This window comes from Komagataeibacter oboediens, from assembly GCF_003207815.1.
GTDB lineage: Bacteria > Pseudomonadota > Alphaproteobacteria > Acetobacterales > Acetobacteraceae > Komagataeibacter > Komagataeibacter oboediens.
On sequence record NZ_NKTX01000023.1, the window covers coordinates 25,068 to 41,743 of the forward strand.

Annotated in this window: 9 protein-coding genes and 1 pseudogene; 4 read left to right on the forward strand and 6 right to left on the reverse strand. The window is 62.8% G+C overall.

Going from position 1 to position 16,676, the window contains the following annotated elements; genetic code table 11:
- Positions 1 to 45: 45 nt before the first annotated feature.
- The 3 genes from CFR80_RS10470 to CFR80_RS10480 all read right to left on the reverse strand — a co-directional run bounded on the left by CFR80_RS10470 (position 46) and on the right by CFR80_RS10480 (position 5,530).
- A complete protein-coding gene (locus tag CFR80_RS10470) occupies positions 46 to 1,380 on the reverse strand; it encodes an ATP-dependent DNA helicase (RefSeq protein ID WP_042658759.1) in 1,335 nt (444 codons plus the stop codon).
- A 118-nt stretch (positions 1,381 to 1,498) separates the two neighbouring features.
- On the reverse strand, positions 1,499 to 2,605 hold the full coding sequence (nagA, locus tag CFR80_RS10475; RefSeq protein ID WP_010513226.1) for an N-acetylglucosamine-6-phosphate deacetylase: 1,107 nt from the start codon (positions 2,603 to 2,605) through the stop codon (positions 1,499 to 1,501).
- 327 nt (positions 2,606 to 2,932) lie between these two features.
- Positions 2,933 to 5,530, reverse strand: coding sequence for an EAL domain-containing protein (locus CFR80_RS10480; RefSeq protein ID WP_050017514.1), 2,598 nt, complete (start codon positions 5,528 to 5,530; stop codon positions 2,933 to 2,935).
- A 251-nt stretch (positions 5,531 to 5,781) separates the two neighbouring features.
- On the opposite strand from CFR80_RS10480, the gene CFR80_RS10485 reads away from it, so the two are divergent.
- From CFR80_RS10485 to CFR80_RS10500, 4 genes are all read left to right on the forward strand, one after another.
- Positions 5,782 to 8,526 carry an HWE histidine kinase domain-containing protein gene (locus tag CFR80_RS10485; RefSeq protein ID WP_258367769.1) on the forward strand — a complete coding sequence of 915 codons (2,745 nt, stop codon included), beginning with the start codon at positions 5,782 to 5,784 and terminating at the stop codon, positions 8,524 to 8,526.
- 53 nt (positions 8,527 to 8,579) lie between these two features.
- Positions 8,580 to 9,707, forward strand: a complete 1,128-nt coding sequence (locus tag CFR80_RS10490) for a PQQ-dependent sugar dehydrogenase (protein ID WP_110507316.1) — start codon at positions 8,580 to 8,582, stop codon at positions 9,705 to 9,707.
- Between the two features lie 45 nt (positions 9,708 to 9,752).
- Positions 9,753 to 10,334 (forward strand): cupin domain-containing protein, encoded by a 582-nt coding sequence (locus CFR80_RS10495; RefSeq protein ID WP_010513229.1) that lies wholly within the window; start codon positions 9,753 to 9,755, stop codon positions 10,332 to 10,334.
- 253 nt (positions 10,335 to 10,587) lie between these two features.
- Positions 10,588 to 11,961, forward strand: coding sequence for an amidohydrolase family protein (locus tag CFR80_RS10500; RefSeq protein ID WP_010513230.1), 1,374 nt, complete (start codon positions 10,588 to 10,590; stop codon positions 11,959 to 11,961).
- 41 nt (positions 11,962 to 12,002) lie between these two features.
- Here the strand turns inward: CFR80_RS10500 and CFR80_RS10505 are convergent, their stop codons facing one another.
- From CFR80_RS10505 to CFR80_RS10515, 3 genes and pseudogenes are all read right to left on the reverse strand, one after another.
- Complete coding sequence (locus CFR80_RS10505) at positions 12,003 to 13,034, reverse strand: DUF5655 domain-containing protein (RefSeq protein WP_232275545.1); 1,032 nt, start codon at positions 13,032 to 13,034, stop codon at positions 12,003 to 12,005.
- 32 nt (positions 13,035 to 13,066) lie between these two features.
- On the reverse strand, positions 13,067 to 14,215 hold the full coding sequence (locus tag CFR80_RS10510) for a BMP family ABC transporter substrate-binding protein (protein ID WP_010513232.1): 1,149 nt from the start codon (positions 14,213 to 14,215) through the stop codon (positions 13,067 to 13,069).
- Positions 14,216 to 14,399: 184 nt separating this feature from the next.
- Positions 14,400 to 15,750: pseudogene (locus CFR80_RS10515) on the reverse strand (amidohydrolase family protein).
- Positions 15,751 to 16,676: the final 926 nt, after the last annotated feature.

Genomic DNA, 16,676 nt, shown 5'->3' on the forward strand with positions numbered 1-16,676 from the left:
GAAATATTTTTTTAAATAATCCCCCCGGGGGTAATACCCTACCCGTCAGGCCCCGCCGCGCGCCGTGTTCCGGTGCGCGGGCAGGCCCGTCAGGATCATGGCAGTGGACGGGCGCGTGGCCGCCACATACAGCAGTTGCTGCGTTTCCAGCACGTTCGTCGTGGCCCGGCGGGTAATATCACCAATATCGACAAACACACGGCCAAACGTACTGCCCTGCGCGGTATGCACGGTCATGGCATACACGGCCTGCAGCCGCCCGATGCCACGACGGAACACGAAACGGTGCTGCCAGCGCGCGCGTTCTTCCGCCGCTTCGCGCCTCAGGCGGCGTTCGATGGCCGCCATGTCCGCGCCGGGACGCAGAATGGGCACGGGTACCTCCTCGCCTGTCAGTGTCCGTAGCACAACGTCATACACCGGCAGTTCGGTGGTCCAGCCCGCGACCTTTGACGTGGCGGGAAAGGCATGGCGCAGGATGGCAGGACGGATGTCGATCACTTCCGCCTCCTCATTGGTGGCGACGACAACACGCCGCCCTTCCACATCCATCACCGGGGTACGCGCGATCACGCGCTCGCCCGCGACAAAGGGTGTGGGCGTCTCCCCCCCATGCACCCAGCGGCGCACCATGCGGTTGACCGCATCCACCCGCGCATTGGTCCAGCACAGGTACCGGAAGGCGTCGCTATCGGCGCGGAATTCATCGGATGTGAAGGCGCGCTGCATCCATGCATCGGGCGTGCGGGGCATAAACAGGCCGGCGCCGTCATGGTGATTGGCGCGACACCATGACCAGTCCAGCGGGCCGCCCTGGCTTTCGCGTATGGCCGTCGCGGCGGCGACCAGCGGGTTGCCCGCCGCCTGCCGCACCACTGTTTCCAGATGCGAGGCCGAGCGGATGGCGAATGACGGGCTGATCGCCTCCCCCACCGGCGGCAGCTGCGCCGGGTCCCCCACGAACAGCACGAACCGGTCGGGCACCAGTTCACGCACCCAGCGCATCAGTTCCGATCCCACCATGGAACATTCGTCAATGATGATGACATCGGCGGTAATCGGTTCAGGCCGGTCGGCGCGCTGCAGCACCTCGCGCCCGCCATCCTGCGTGCCGGGCTGCAGCGACAGGACATTATGGATGGTACGGCACGGCGCAAGGCTGCCCACCCGCGCCTTCAGCACGGCGGTTGCCTTGTGGGTCGCGGCGGTAAAGACGACCTCCGCCCCCTGTTTGCGCAGGGCACGGGCGACACGCTGCATGAGCGTGGTCTTGCCCGTCCCGGCATAGCCGGTCAGCAGGTGCGTGGCGCAGGTTTCGCGCGCGGTCAGGATTTCCGCCAGCGCACGTTCCTGGCATGTCGTCAGCTCCAGGCGTGCCATGGACCGGAACACAGGAAACGGGTGGACACCATGGGGCTGGGAACATTCCTTCCTTCATACGCGAACGCACGCAGTATTAGGCGCGCTGGCGCGACAGGGCCAGCGGAAATGCCTCGGCCTATGCGCAGCGGCGACCGGCCACCCAGACTTCCTGCACCGTCAGGTCCGGCCCCATCACCACCATGTCCGCGCGGCGTCCATGCATGATCGCGCCGCGGTCATGCAGGCCCAGCCAGTTGGCGGCATGGGTGCTGACCAGTGCCGCGGCCTGTGGCAGGGATGCCCCGGCCTGTATGGCATTGCGCAGCGCCTGGTCCAGCGTCAGCACGCTGCCCGCGAGCGTGCCGTCCGGCAGGCGCGCCACCCCGTCCTGCACCATAACGGCCTGCCCCCCCAGCGAACTGGGGCCATCGCCGCCGCCGGTGGCGCGCATGGCGTCGGTCACGAAAACCAGCCGCCGCCCCATGACCCGGTGCGCAAGGCGGAACAGGGCGGGATGGACGTGATGGGTATCGAAAATCATCTCGGCATAGGCGTCATCGCTGCACATCAGCGCCGTGGCGGGACCGGGTGCGCGCGCCATGACGGGCGGCATGGCGTTGAACATGTGCGTGCCACCCGCAACCCCGCCGCCGCCACATATGCGGCAGATGGCGCGGTCCGTCTGTTCATGATCCGCCTGCGTGTGACCGATGCTGACCCGTATGCCCGCGTTGACGAACTGCTGGATGGCGGTATCGGCATGTTCCACTTCCGGCGCCAGCGTCACCAGCTTCACGGCGCCGGTCCTGATCACCGCGCTGACCCGCGCGGGCACGGGCGGCAGGGCGTGTGCCGGCTGCGCACCAAGGCGGTGGGGGCTGATGAACGGTCCCTCCAGATGCGCGCCGGGAATGCTGGGGCCGCCATAGGTGCCATTGCGCATGACATCAGCCACCGCGTGCAGCGCATCGGTTATGTCCGACCATGGCGCGGTAATGGTGGTGGGCAGCAGGGTCGTGGTGCCCTGCGCCATGTGGAACATGGACATGTGGCGGATCGCGACCACACCATCCATGGTATCCGCCCCACCGCCGCCATGGACATGGGCATCAATGAAGCCAGGCAGGATATAGCGGTCCGGCACGTTATGCGACAGCGGCCGCACGTCGGTAATTGAGGTATCGAACACGACACGACCCGGCATGACCCGGTCTGACAGGACGATATGGCCATCAATATTCACGGTGCTGCTTTCCCTATTCCCTCAGGTGGACGCTGTCTGTGCGTGTTACCGCGTTGCGGCAGCGGACACCATAACCTGACGGACATATGCCGGCCATGGCAGGGCCTGCGGGCGGATGCACCGGGACAGCGTGTCCCGCGTCCGGTCCGGGAACGGGCAGGAATTATGTCAGCAGCCCGCACGTCCTGCCGGGCTCCCGTTTCTGGCAACCTGCGCAGGGGGCACCGGGCACATCATGGTGTCAGAAGCGCGGAGAAACAGCGCCTTTATGAAAAAGGCAGCACCGGGAAACTTTTTCCTTTCCAGCAGAATGGTACCCGATGATTTTCACCCGTTCCGGTGCGGGGACGCCTCAGCCCCCTTTCCCTTTCCGGTCACCAGGCCGTCAGGCTGATAGGCGGAAAACCATGCCGCCAGTTCTTCCGCCGGCAGCGGCTTGGAGAACATGTACCCCTGCAGCACGTCGCAATCCATGTCCGCCAGCAGGCGGCGCTGCTCCTCATGCTCCACGCCTTCGGCCACTACGGTCATGCCCAGGCTCTGACCGATGCGGACCACGGCCATGACCACGGCGCGGACCTTTTCAATGCTTTCCAGCCCGGTCATGAAGCTGCGGTCGATCTTCACCTCGTTCACCGGCAGGCCCGCAAGGTTGGACAGGCTGGAGAACCCGGTGCCGAAATCATCCATCGACATGCCGACCCCCATCTCACGCAGTTTCTGCGCCACGCGGATGGTGCGTTCGTAATTGTCGATCATGGTGCTTTCGGTAATCTCGATCGTCAGGCGCTGGGGCGGAATCCCGGTTTCATTCAGCAGCTTGTCAACGAATTCCGGCAATGTTTCGTCACGGAAGTGCAGCGGCGACAGGTTGACCGATACCACCGGCACATCCACCCCGTCGCGCATCCACTGCGCCATCTGCATGCATGCCGCGCGCAGGGACCATTTACCGATCGCCTCGATCTGGCCGGTTTCCTCCGCCACGGTAATGAAGCGCGCGGGCGACACGAAGCCAAGCGATGGATCGATCCAGCGCGACAGGGCCTCCACCCCATATAGCTGGCCGCTGCGGGCATGGACCTGCGGCTGGTAGAACAGGCGCAGCCGGTCATGGGTGATGGCGTCGCGCAGGGCGGCGGCAAGGATCAGCCGGTCGCTGGCCTGCTGGTTCATGCGCGGGCTGAAGAAGCAGCAGTGGCCACCGCCATTCGCCTTGGCCTGGAACATGGCGGTTTCGGCGTTTTTCAGCAGGGTGTCCCCGTCCTCGCCATTTTCGGGGTGGACGGCCACACCCAGGCTTGCGGACAGGCTGACCGGCACCGCGCCGATATGGGTGGGCGTGCTGAGCACCCGCAGGATCGTGGCGCTGAGGGAGGATGCATGCTGCTGTTCGCCATTGGTAACAATGGTGAACTGGTCCCCCCCGCTACGCACCAGCGTGTCGTCAATGGTCAGCACCTCTCGCAACTGACCTGCGATGTAGGCGATCAGCTCATCCCCCGCCGTGTGGCCAAACACGTCATTGATATGCTTGAAGTTGTCTACACCCACAGTCAGCAGCATAAGGTTGCCGCGCACATGGCGGCGCAGCATGCGGGCCATGTTCTGGCGCAGCCAGCGGCGGTTGGGCAGGCTGGTCAGCAGGTCGAAATCCGACAGGCGGTTGATATGTTCCTTCGCCTCATGCCGTTCAATGGCCAGCGTGCACAGGTGCAGGCTGGTGGCCACCGCCTTCTGGCACGCGGCATCGGGCAGCGCGTCGGTACGAGAATAGCAGGTGAATACCCCCGCTATGCGGTTGTTGCGCAGGATGATGGGGGTGGCGCGCGCGGCCTTGATGCCGTTATGCAGCGTCTGTTCACGCAGGTGCTGCCAGCGCGGGTCGTGGGCGATGTCGGGACATTCGGTTACGTTGCCGGTGGCCGCCGCAATGCCGGAACAGGCCGCGCCATCGCCAATGGGCAGCGTGTCATACAGCTTGACCAGCGACAGCGGCAGGCTGGCGCGCCCCTTGCATTTCAGGTGTTCGTCCTTTTCCACCAAGTAGATGGCGGGCATGACATCGGGAATGTAGTGTTCGATGCGGCGGCAGATGAAGTCCATGACCTCATGCAGGCTCAGGTCGCTTGAAATTGCTTCCAGCGTGTCGCGCTGCAGGCTGTCCAGGAAATGCTGTTCGGTAATGTCGGTCAGGACGACGACAATGTTCTCCACCTCACCGCTTTCGCTGAAGACGGGGTTCATCGCCGCAGACACCCATATGTCGCGGCCGCTGGCGTGGCGGGCGCGGATTTCCAGCGTGAAGCCGCGGGCGTTGCGGGCACCTTCATGCAGCTTGTTCAGGATACCGATATCGGTCGTGTCCCCCGCCAGGATGACCGACAGGCCATGGCCCGTCACCCGTTCGGGGCCGAAGCCGAACATGTCGCTGAAGGCGCGGTTGACGTAAATGATGCGGAATTCGGGATCCAGGATGGCGACGCCCCGGTCGGTTTCACGCACAACCAGCGACAGCAGGCGGATCTTTTCCCGGTCATCCACTTCCTGCGAGATGTCGCGGATCAGCGCCATGTAGCCGATCTTGCCATCCACCGCGATGCGCGACAGCGACAGGTTGGCCCAGAAGCTGGTGCCATCCAGCCGTTCCACCAGCACCTCGCGGCTGGTGCCGACGATCTTGTTGATCCCGGTTTCGCGGTTGTGGCGGATCAGGTCGTCATGGGTGGAGCGGATGTTGCGCGGCACAAGCACGTTGACATTGCGCCCGATCACGTCCTGGCGTGCGCAGTGCCACAGCCTTTCCGCCGCGCGGTTGAAAAAGGTGACGGTGTTGTTTTCATCAATCAGGACAACACCAAGAATGGTCTGTTCCAGTGCAGGAAGGACGGTAACCTGCATGTCATCTATCATGTCGCGGGGCATCGGGCTGCTTGTCTCCTGCTGACTGAAAACGAACGGGATGGGGGTGAACGGCGGCACCGGTTCCAGACATTTCCGGGCCGTTGCAATAGGCGACAGCCAGCATGGTGTTTCATGCACCCGCAGGGGTTAAGAAAGGGTATATGAAAGTATATATAAAATATTGTATTATACATTCATGTATTCACGCATGGCGCAGGCAGGTTGCGGCCGGGGGCGAACGGGCATGGCGCGGCGTTACATCACAATGAGGTGTGCACGACGGCCCTGTTGCCGCCGCCACGGGGGCGGTATGCTGGCGCAACCGTCATACCGCCCCCGCAGGGGGCGGGCACGGCAATGGAACAACCCCGGCCGGGCGGCACGTGCCCCCACATGGCCATGGCAGGAACGTGCATGGGACCGACACCGGCATATCACGCAATGATGATGGCAGGGATCGCCCCCCGCCCCGCCTGCCCACATGGCGCGGCAGGCCCCATGCCACGGGGGTGGCCAGCATGACGTGGGCCACCGACCATATCCAGCCCCATGGCTGGCTGCTGGCATGCGACGCGCGGCTGGAACGGATCGTGCGCTGGTCCGCCAATGCCCCGCGCTGCGTGGGGCGCGACGGGATGCTGGACAGCCTGCTGCTGCGTGAGGTTGTGGGGCGCGAGGCCACCCACAATATCCGCAACGCCCTCGCCACCCATGGGGAGGCCCACCGCCGCCCCGCGCTGGTGTTCGGCCAGGAAGCGCCCGATGGCAGGCGCTATGACGTGGCCATCCATACCGCGGGGCGCGACATCCTGCTGGAATGGGAACCCGCGGCCCGGCCTGATGGCGACGGGTCTTACATGTCGCTGCTGCGCACCATGATCGACCGGATCCGTGAAATCACGGATTTCGACCGCCTGTTCCGCACCGTGGTCCGGCTGTTTGCCGGGGTGCTGCGTTTCGACCGCGTGATGCTCTACCGCTTTGCCGAGGACGGATCCGGCAAGGTCGCGGCGGAATACCATGCGCCAGACCTGGAAAGCTTCCTTGGACAGCACTTTCCCGCCAGCGACATCCCCGATCCCGCGCGCAGGCTGTACAGCACCAATCTGATCCGCGTGATCGGGGATGCGGCCGCAACACCCATTCCCGTCATCTCGCCCGCCGGCATGCCGCCGCCGGACCTGTCGCATGCGCACCTGCGGGCCGCGACATCCATCCATTCCGACTATCTGCGCATGATGGGGGTGGCGGGGTGCGTGTCCGTCTCGCTCATGGTGGATGGACGGCTGTGGGGCATGATCGCGGGGCACCATTACAGCCCCCACATCATGAACATGAGCCAGCGGATCATCGCGCGCATGTTTGGCGAATTCCTGTCGCTGCAGATTACCAACCTGCTGCGCACCAAGCGGCTGTCCATGACGCGGCAGACCCATGCGCTGATCGAAACGCTGCTGAAGGGCGCGGCCCCGGTGGCGGACATGCCTGCGTACCTCATGTCGCACCTGACGGACATGCTGTCCTTCGTGCAGTGCGACGGGGCGGCGCTGTGGGTGGGCGGGCAGTGGACCCTGCACGGTGCGCATCCGCCGCCTGAAGCCATGACCGGGCTGCTGGACCTTGCCCGCCAGCGCGCGGGCACGCAGATCTGGCACACCGCCTGCCTGTCGGCACTGATTCCGGATGCGGCGGATTACGCGACACAGGCGGCGGGCGTGATGATCGTCCCGATTTCATCGCAGCCAGGCGACTACCTGCTGGTCTTCCGGCGCGAAGTCGTACGCACCCTGAAATGGAGCGCCGACCCAGCCAGCCGCCCCCGTGCGGAAGCCGAGGACGGATATTTCGGCCCCCGCACCAGCTTCGCCATCTGGACCCAGCAGGTCACGCGCGAATGCCTGCCCTGGTCGGGCGATGATGTGGAGGCGGCGGGCCTTGTCCGTTCCGCCCTGATCGAGGTCATGGGCGCATACCACCAGCTGCAGCTGAGTGAACGCGCCACGGCCGACCTGCGCCAGCGCATGCTGAACGAGGAACTGAACCACCGTGTGAAGAACATCCTGTCGGTGGTGCAGTCACTGGTCAGCCAGCCGCTGGAACCCGGCGGCACGGCGCAGGACCACGTCGACCGGCTGCGCGGGCGCATCCGTGCGCTGGCCCTGGCGCATGACCAGGCGGTGCGCAGCGAGGGCGGCGGCCTGCTGCGCGCGCTGCTGGATGCGGAACTTGCCCCCTATCGGGAACGTTGTTTCATCACATGCGACGGGCCGCCTGTCTGGCTGACGGGCCGCGCCCTGTCGGTCCTGGCGCTGGTGGTGCATGAACTGGCCACCAATGCCGTCAAATATGGTGCGCTGGGCCATGCCCGCGGGCGGCTGGACATTACATGGCTGCATGATGCCGCGCGGGATGAATGGCGCATTGCATGGCGCGAAAGCGGGGGGCCGGGCATTACGCCACCCGCGCGCCGGGGCTTCGGCTCCGTCCTGATCGAGCGTGGCTTCCCGCACGAGCTGGGGGGACACGCACATGTCAACTACCGTCCAGGCGGGCTGGAGGTGGTCATGGGCCTGCCCGCCCGCCATGCCACTGCCGCCCCGCCCCCCGCGGCGGAGGATACCGCCCCCGCCGCAGCCACCCCGGTCCCCGGAAAGGAGGAGAACGTGATTGACGCCGATATCCTGCTGGTCGAGGACCAGTTCCTGATTGCGATGGAAGCCGAATGGGCGATCGAGGAAAGCAATCTGGGGCAGGTCCGCACCGTGGCTTCGGTATATGAGGCATTGACCGCCATCCGTACCCGCCTGCCTGACGTCGCGATACTGGATGTCAACCTTGGGGATGAAAGCTCGATCGAGATCGCGCACATGCTGCGCGCGCGGGGCGTGCCGTTCATTTTCGCGACAGGCTATGCCGACCGCACAATGATCCCGCCCGACCTGCGTGATATCCCGGTGGAGCGCAAGCCGTATTCCGCCACCGCACTGGCCGAACGCATCCGCCAGCTTGTCTCGTGACCGCGCGGCTTACCCGTCCCCGCCATACCATCCGTCGTGACAGGAGTGCTTATATGCCCCGCATTTGCGCAATCCTGATGGGGGCGGCCAGTGCCGCGTCCCTGCTGTCCGTCGCGACCGCACGGGCTGCGCCCCGCACCGACCTGCTGCAGGTGCCGCCGGGATTCCATGTCAGCGTGGTGTCCGACCACGTACCGAACGCGCGCGAAATGGTGCGCGGCGCGCGGGGCACCATATTCGTGGGCAGCATGGGCGCGGGCAGCGTCTATGCCCTGACCGGCGTTGACGGCGGTGGCCCGGTGCAGGTGCGGACCATTGCCCGTGGCCTGAGCCTGCCCGTGGGCGTGGCCTATCATGATGGCGACCTGTATGTATCCGACATGCGGCGCATTGTGGTGCTGCGCGATATCGAGGACCATCTGGACACGCCACCAAAGCCGGAGGTCGTGGCCGACAACCTGCCCTACCGCCCCGGCGACCATTCGTGGAAATTCATTGCATTCGGGCCGGACAACCGTCTGTACGTGCCCATTGGCGCGCCATGCAACATATGCGACGTGGGACATGAATTCGGGCGCATCATATCCATGAACGCCAATGGCACGGACCGCCGCGACGTGGCTTACGGCATCCGCAACTCGGTCGGCATCACGTGGCAGCCAGGCACGGGGGTAATGTGGTTTACCGATAACGGGCGCGACAACATGGGTGATGACATGCCGTCCGATGAACTGAACCGGGTGGACGTGCCCGGTCAGTCCTTTGGCTACCCCTACTGCCATCAGGGCAACATCGCGGACCCGCAGTTTGGCAGCCGGCACCCGTGCAGCGAATTCACCCCGCCCGCCCTGCTGCTGGGCGCGCATGTCGCGGCACTGGGGCTGCGGTTTTACGAAGGCACCGAATTCCCTGCCCCCTATCACGGCAGCCTGATGATTGCCGAACACGGGTCATGGAACCGCAGCCAGCTTTCGGGGTACCAGGTGGTCAGCGTCGGTTTTGCCGCAGATAACAGGCCCCAGCCCCCCACCGTGCTGGTGGGGGGCTTCCGTCAGGGCCAGCGCGCATGGGGCCGTCCGGCCGATGTCCTGCCCCTGCCGGATGGCAGCATGCTGATCAGTGATGACCTGTCCGGCGCCATTTACCGCCTGACATATGGTGACGCCGTGCCGACGCACTGACCCCGGCGTCCCGGTTTTCCCTTTTTCGTTACGGAGGTTCCCGCCATGTCCCCGCGCGCCCTCGCACTGTCCCTTGGCCTTGCCCTTGCCGCCCTGCCGGTCCTGACCCCCGCCAAGGCCACCGTACCGCCAGCGGCCCCGCATCCTGCCATTCTGCCCGACACCACGCAGCCACCCCCGCCCCAGCGCACGTACCGGCATTTATGGACCGATGACAGGGGGATCAGCCATATCACCACCTGTCCGGTGCATGACTTCTTCCTGAAAAGCATGTCACCCCCCGCTGGCCCGCAGTGGCAGGACCCCATGGAACCACAGGTGGCAACCATCATGGTGACCGTGCAGCCCGCCCGCTGGAACGGCACATGGCACCCCGACCCGAAGCCCCAGTGGATCGTGCCGCTGCAGGGCCGGTGGTATGTCCGCGCCATGGATGGCACACGCGTGGAAATGGGACCAGGCGATATCCTGTTTGGCGAGGACCAGAACGTGCGCCCCATGGAAACCGGCCCCTATCGCGGGAAAAAGGGCCATGACGCGGGCAATATCGGCAATGGTCCGGTCACGCTGATGGTCATCCAGTCAGCCAATGCGCCGATCCCTAACCAGCCCTGCCGCTATCATTAAAATAGCTGGACGTTATCCACAGATTCCGGGGATAGGGAGAAAGATAACCCTGTGGAAAAAAATGGGAGATCCGGATTCCTGCCGTATTTTCAACGGGTTTTCCCATGCTCGTGGAGTTTGCCCCGCGCGCCACGTGCCCGGAACGGCCCCTTTTGCGGGCCTGCGTGGCTGCGCATGTGGTTTTGGGGCTGTGCAGATCGTTGCGGGCGGAGGATAATGATCCGTTTTCGCAATGATGGTGGGAAGCTGCAGAATGGGTCAGTTCGTTATTCGCGGTCAGGTCATCAACCCGGTCACCCCCGACCAGGCAACGCTGACAGACTGCGTGGTGCATGTTGGGGCGGATGGCCGGATCATTGCCCGCCACGCATCCGACAGCCCCATGGCCACACAGATTCTGGACCATGCCGCCCGGCAGGGCATGCCGGTCCGCACACTGTCAGCGTCACAGATGCTGATGCCCGGTTTCACGGACCTGCATGTCCATGCCCCGCAATGGCCGCAGATGGGCCGCGCACTGGACCTGCCGCTGCGTGACTGGCTGGAACAGCGGACCTTCCCGCTGGAAGCCCGCTTTGCCGATCCCGCTTTCGCCGCCCCGGTCTATGACGAAATGGTCCGCACCCTGCTGGCCAACGGCACGACCACTGCCGTGTTTTTCGCAACCATCCATGAAGAAAGCAGCCTGCTGCTGGCCCACACCTGCCTGCGTTACGGGCTGCGCGCCCTTGTCGGGCTGGTGGCGATGGATGATCCGGCGCTGTGTCCCCCCACCTATCGCAATGCCAGCGTGGAACAGGCGCTGGCCGCCACGCGCCGCTTCATCCATGCCGTGCGGGCGCTGCCGGGCAACGAAGGGGAACTTGTGCGCCCCATGGTCACGCCGCGCTTCATCCCGGCATGCACGGATGGCCTGCTACGGAGACTGGGCGAACTGGCGACGGAGGAAGACTGCCTGATCCAGACCCACTGTTCCGAAAGCGATTGGGAACATGATCATGTCCGCCAGCGGACCGGCGTGAACGACACGATGGCGCTGGACCGCTTCGGCCTGCTGCGCCGGGGCACGGTGCTGGCCCATTCGTGCCACATGACGGCAGAGGACATGGCGCTGGTGCAGGCGCACGGGGCGGCGATCGCGCACTGCCCACTGTCCAATGCCTATTTCGCGGGTGCGGTGCTGCCGCTGCGCGCGGCATGGCAGGCTGGCGTGCATGTGGGGCTGGGTACCGACCTGTCGGGCGGGTATTCGCCATCTGTCGCGGTCAATGCCGCCATGGCCGTGACCGCGTCGCGCATGCTGGATACCGGCACCGACCCCGCCCGCGTGGCAGCGGACCGTGGCCGGCCGGGTGCGCGCCTGACCTTTGCCGAAGGACTGTGGCTGGCCACACGCGGGGGGACGTCGGCGCTGGATATCGCGGCAGGGCAGTTTGATGCGGGGCAGGCATTTGACGCCATCCTGATCGACCGCACGGCCCCCGGCAGCAACATCCTGCCCCCCGTTCATGGCGAAACAGACCGTGTGGCGGCGGACGTGGTGCAGCAGATCCTGTGCAATATCGGCAGACCCAACATCCGGACCGTATGGGTGGCGGGGCGCAAGGTGCATGACACAGGGGCGTGAACAGGACTTAAACACGCCTGTACCGTTCTGGTATGGGCGTGTCAGGAACTTTCGTATGATTTTTCAATCAGGGGTTTGGCACGCTCCAGATCATTGAGGTTACGCAGTGTCACTTCAAGGTCACCCGTTCCGAAATGGCCCTTGTTTTTAACGTTGCGTGTGAAGCCTTTTTCCAGCGCGACGGTATCCGGGTCGACCTTCAGGTAAAGCCGGAGCACATCAAGGGTTGGTTTCACTTCCAGACAGACAAAGTTCTTTATCCGCCTGAATGCAAAATAACAGTTCAAGGTTTTCTGCGTAACGTCATCACCTAGTGAAAGAAGATAGGCGACTGTATCCGAGTACAGGTTTGTAAGCGCCTCTCCCGCATCAGCCAGACTTTCTGAATTTGTCTTGTGGCGTGTTGCCCCTTTTGCGCTACCTGCAACAGCCATGGCACCATCCGTCATCGGCATGGATGGGTTTATTACCGGCTGGCTGACACGGGATGATGATACGCTTGTCAGCAGGTCCAGCATCAGTAGATCCTGCCCAAAACGTCTATAGCGGATCAGTTCAATATTTCGCCCCATCTGCTTGATGGCGTGCAGGTCATAGCGGGTGAAATCCGCTGCAATACAGATCAGGCGTGGCGCACTCCATTCAATGGCATCGGCTTTTTCCTTGCCCATATTTTCCTGCACAAGAAGCCGGAAATCGGCCTTATGATCCATCAGCCAGTCAAGGTAGAACAGACCCTGATTGATGACGTTTTCATTTATATTTCTTTTGTACTCGATTATAACGGGATAACTGTTTTCATCCAGTCCCAGCGTATCCATGCGACCGCCGTGGGTTGTGGAGTATTCGGATGCCAGAAAGCGGACACCCAGCAATGTTTCCAGATTCTTCTCGAAAAGGGTCTGTAATGCCCTCTCAAGCGGCGCTGACGATCCAGACAGTTCGCTCGCTTGATTATCGCTGATCTGGAAAAGTTTAATATCACTCAAAAAACTGCTCCGGCCTGATAATCCCCGTTGGTTTTTACCGTAAACGAAAGCGTTCACAACCATTGCGGCGCGGAGAGGCGTCATGCGCCTGATCAGGGGAAATCGAACGGATTTGCCTATGGCAACCCGCTGACCCCTTCCACCGCCCAATCCCAGTCATACAGGTCAAGGTCATTCATCGTGGTGCCTTCGGCCACGCGCAGGTTACCGTGCTGGTCACGGATGGGACCACTGAAGGGCGACCAGCCGCCCATGATGCGCGCACGCACGGCGTCCGCCCGATCACGCACGGCCTGCGGCACACGCTGGCCCCATGGGTCACGGTCCACGCCCTCCCCCATCATCAGCAGTTGCGGGACAGGCCGCCATGTCCCCGCGAGCCGCGCGCGCACCTGCGCTATGTAGAACTGCGCGAAATCCAGCACAACCGACGCCACGTATGCATCCGGCCCGAACTGCCGTATGTCCTTGTTCCACATGGCTGCCCACAGCCCGCGTTCCTGCGCCACATGCAGGTAGCCCGCTTCGTCCATGATCCCGAACAGGAAGTCGCACCCTTTGTCCGCCAGCGCGTTGGCCGCCTGGATCGCCGCCTGTGGGTCGAACCAGGCGTTGATGCTGATGACCTGCATGGTTGCATCGGGATTGACGCTGCGGGCGCCCATAAGAGCAGCATTGGCCCCGGCATAGGCCGAAGGCAGCGGAAAGGACGCAATGAAGCCCAGCCTGCCGTCCCGGCTGAGCAGCCCCGCCGCAACCCCGATCACGTAGCTGACATACCAGTGCGCGATATAATACCAGCTGACATTGGCGCGCAGGGGCCGCCCGTCGCACTGCATGAAGGCCGTATCGGGCGCGCGGGCCGCCACATCGGTCAGGAAGTCCCCATAATCCGCGCCGGTCATGACCAGCTGCGCCCCTTCCGCCACGAATTCACGCAGCAGGCGCGTGGCGTCGGCGGAATACGGCATGCTTTCCACGTACACCGTACGCAGTTTTGGAAAGGCACGGCGCACGGCCTGCACCGCGACATGGTGCATTTCGGTCCAGCCGCCATCACTGACCGGGCCGACATAGCCCAGCGCCAGCAGGGCATCTTCCTCCGCGACCGGGGGCATGGGCGCAATGGTGGAAAACGGGTCCGCCAGCCCCGCCAGAAGCCGGTCCGTGGCGGTCGGGGCCGCGGCCTGTCCCTTACGGGTTACAAGACCGGTGGAAAACGCGGCCCCCGCGGTGGCCAGAAGCTGCCGGCGCGGCAGGATCATGCATGCAGTCCTTGTCACAAGGGATGGAAGATGCGCGCACGTACCTTCCGCGGCACATCACCTGCTGACATACCCGGTACGCATGCTAACCATGCGCACGCCAGACACAAGGGGTCATGCAGCAGTAATCGCGGAAGGTGGAACCGCGCCCCTGCCCGCCGGTGCGAAGTACGGGACGCAGGTGCTAGGCGATTTTCTGTATCCGATGCGCCTGCTGCGCATGCTCGCGCAGCATGTCCTTCAGCGCCGTCATGGTGGGCTGGCAGTTTTCCACCAGCACCCTGCCGTTCACGATGGACGTGCCCGCCACGGCGGGGCCGCAGCGCAGCCATGCCTCCACCGGGTCGGTTATCGCCCCGGCCAGCGCCACCTCGTTCGCATGCCAGATCACCAGATCGGCACATGCACCCGGACGCAGGTGCCCGATTTCATCGTCCCAGCCCAGACAGGCGGCACCATCACGGGTGGCCATGTCCAGCGCTTCACGCGCGCCCATGGCCGCAGGGCCATGGCTGACCCGGCCAAGCAGCATGGCGTTGCGTGTTTCCATCCACATGGAGGCATGATCCGTCGTGGCCGACCCGTTGCAGCCCAGCCCGACCTTTATGCCGCGTTCGCGCATGTCCAGCGCATCCGCGCTGCCGCCGCCGATCATCATGTTGGAACTGGGACACTGCACCACGCTGATCCCGGCCTTCGCCATGCGGGTGACTTCGGACGGGGATGGATAGATGTAGTGCGCGACCCATGTACGCGGGCTGGCCCATCCCATCCGCTCGAACTGTTCGGTGGGGGTGCAGTTGTACATGCTCAGGCAGAAATCATCTTCCTCCATATCCTCGCCCAGATGCGTATGCAGGCGCAGGTCGAGGCGTTCGGCCATGGTCAGGGATTCGCGCATGATGCGTTCGGACGCCGAAAACATGGAGACCGGACCCAGCGCCACGCGGCCCATGGCGCCGGGCGCGGGATCATGAAACGCGCTGACCAGGCGTTCGCAGTCGGACAGGATCGTGTCCTCATCCTGCACAAGGTCAGACGGAGGCAGGCCGCCATCCGCCTGCGCGCGCGTCATGCTGCCACGCGTGGCGTAAAAGCGCATGCCGATATCACGCGCTGCCCGGAACTGTTCATCAATCAGGCGTGGCCGGGGGTGGATGTACATATGATCCATGGAGGTGGTACCCCCCCCCCAGCAACAGTTCGATCATGGCGATATAGGTGGACACGTAGACGGAATCCGCATCCAGCCCGGCCCATAGCGGGTACAATGCCTGCAGCCATGCGAACAGCCGCAGGCGCGTCGCAGGCGCGTACGAACGCGTCAGGTTCTGGTACATATGGTGGTGGGCATTGACCAGGCCAGGGGTGACCAGCCGTCCACCCGCATTGATGACCCGCGCAGCCTGCGGTGGGGACTGCTGCGGGCCGCCTACGGAATGAATGCGGTTTTTTTCGATGGCGATCCAGCCACCGGGAATTTCCCAGTCCTGATCAAGGTACAGATGGGCATCACAAATCAGAATATCAATCATTACTCAACCATACTGTTCCAGTTCCCGCCACGTACGGACGGGGGAAACCGCCGCATCGGGATGCTGGAAACGCGAATACTGAATCAGTCACTATTACATTGTTATTTACAAAAATTATTTAAGTGTTTTTTTGAACATGCCATCATCATTCGCGCCTGTCCATATGTATAGACAGACGCATTCGCGGAAATGACAGAAAAGACAACCCCGGATTGTGAAAAGACATGCCGTATGGAGAGGAAAGCATATCCCTCTGGTTGTATTGTTTACAAACAATTAACTAAAAATCGGTTTTTTCAGCCTGAAATAGGCATCATCCTGCATTTTCTGCATAGATTAATTACACATATGTTAATTTATCTATATTGGTTCATATCATTAACCACGAACAAAATCCTGATTACATTCCCATCGCAAGAACAGCCATATGACAGTTTGTAGGCATAAGTTCCTATCCTGCAGACCTAAGCGATGTAGGATAAGCTGGTATTTGTGGATCATGAATCAGGTCAAACCGGGAACATACATTTTCATATATGGTATTCTGTAACCATTATATTAATATTTTTAAATGATCTGCCTGCCGAAACGAATTTATAACATTATGTTACATGCGGCGTTCGCGCCATTTATGGCGAACAATGGCAGGAATGTGGCGTTTCCGTCATGATGACATACCATTCACCAGTCAGGGACGCATGCGATGCATGGCAGGTCCCGCAGCATCCCTATGATCAAAAATTCTATAATAAATATAGGTCGAGCATACTGATGCCGGCAACCGGAGGTTGCGGTGACTATACCACGCGCCATTCTGCCTCGCCATGATGGGGTCACGACACGAAAGTGTACTTTACGTACGCTTAGAGTGAACCCAACAAGAACGTTGAGGCTGTTCTGCTGAGAGTTCGATAGACAGTTGGCCG

Excerpts from the sequence above, each read along its gene's own strand:
- CFR80_RS10470 (WP_042658759.1), bottom strand. The coding sequence starts at position 1,380 with ATGGCACGCCTGGAGCTGACGACATGCCAGGAACGTGCGCTGGCGGAA.
- CFR80_RS10480 (WP_050017514.1), bottom strand. The coding sequence starts at position 5,530 with ATGCCCCGCGACATGATAGATGACATGCAGGTTACCGTCCTTCCTGCA.
- CFR80_RS10490 (WP_110507316.1), top strand. The coding sequence starts at position 8,580 with ATGCCCCGCATTTGCGCAATCCTGATGGGGGCGGCCAGTGCCGCGTCC.
- CFR80_RS10495 (WP_010513229.1), top strand. The coding sequence starts at position 9,753 with ATGTCCCCGCGCGCCCTCGCACTGTCCCTTGGCCTTGCCCTTGCCGCC.
- CFR80_RS10500 (WP_010513230.1), top strand. The coding sequence starts at position 10,588 with ATGGGTCAGTTCGTTATTCGCGGTCAGGTCATCAACCCGGTCACCCCC.
- CFR80_RS10505 (WP_232275545.1), bottom strand. The coding sequence starts at position 13,034 with ATGACGCCTCTCCGCGCCGCAATGGTTGTGAACGCTTTCGTTTACGGT.
- CFR80_RS10510 (WP_010513232.1), bottom strand. The coding sequence starts at position 14,215 with ATGATCCTGCCGCGCCGGCAGCTTCTGGCCACCGCGGGGGCCGCGTTT.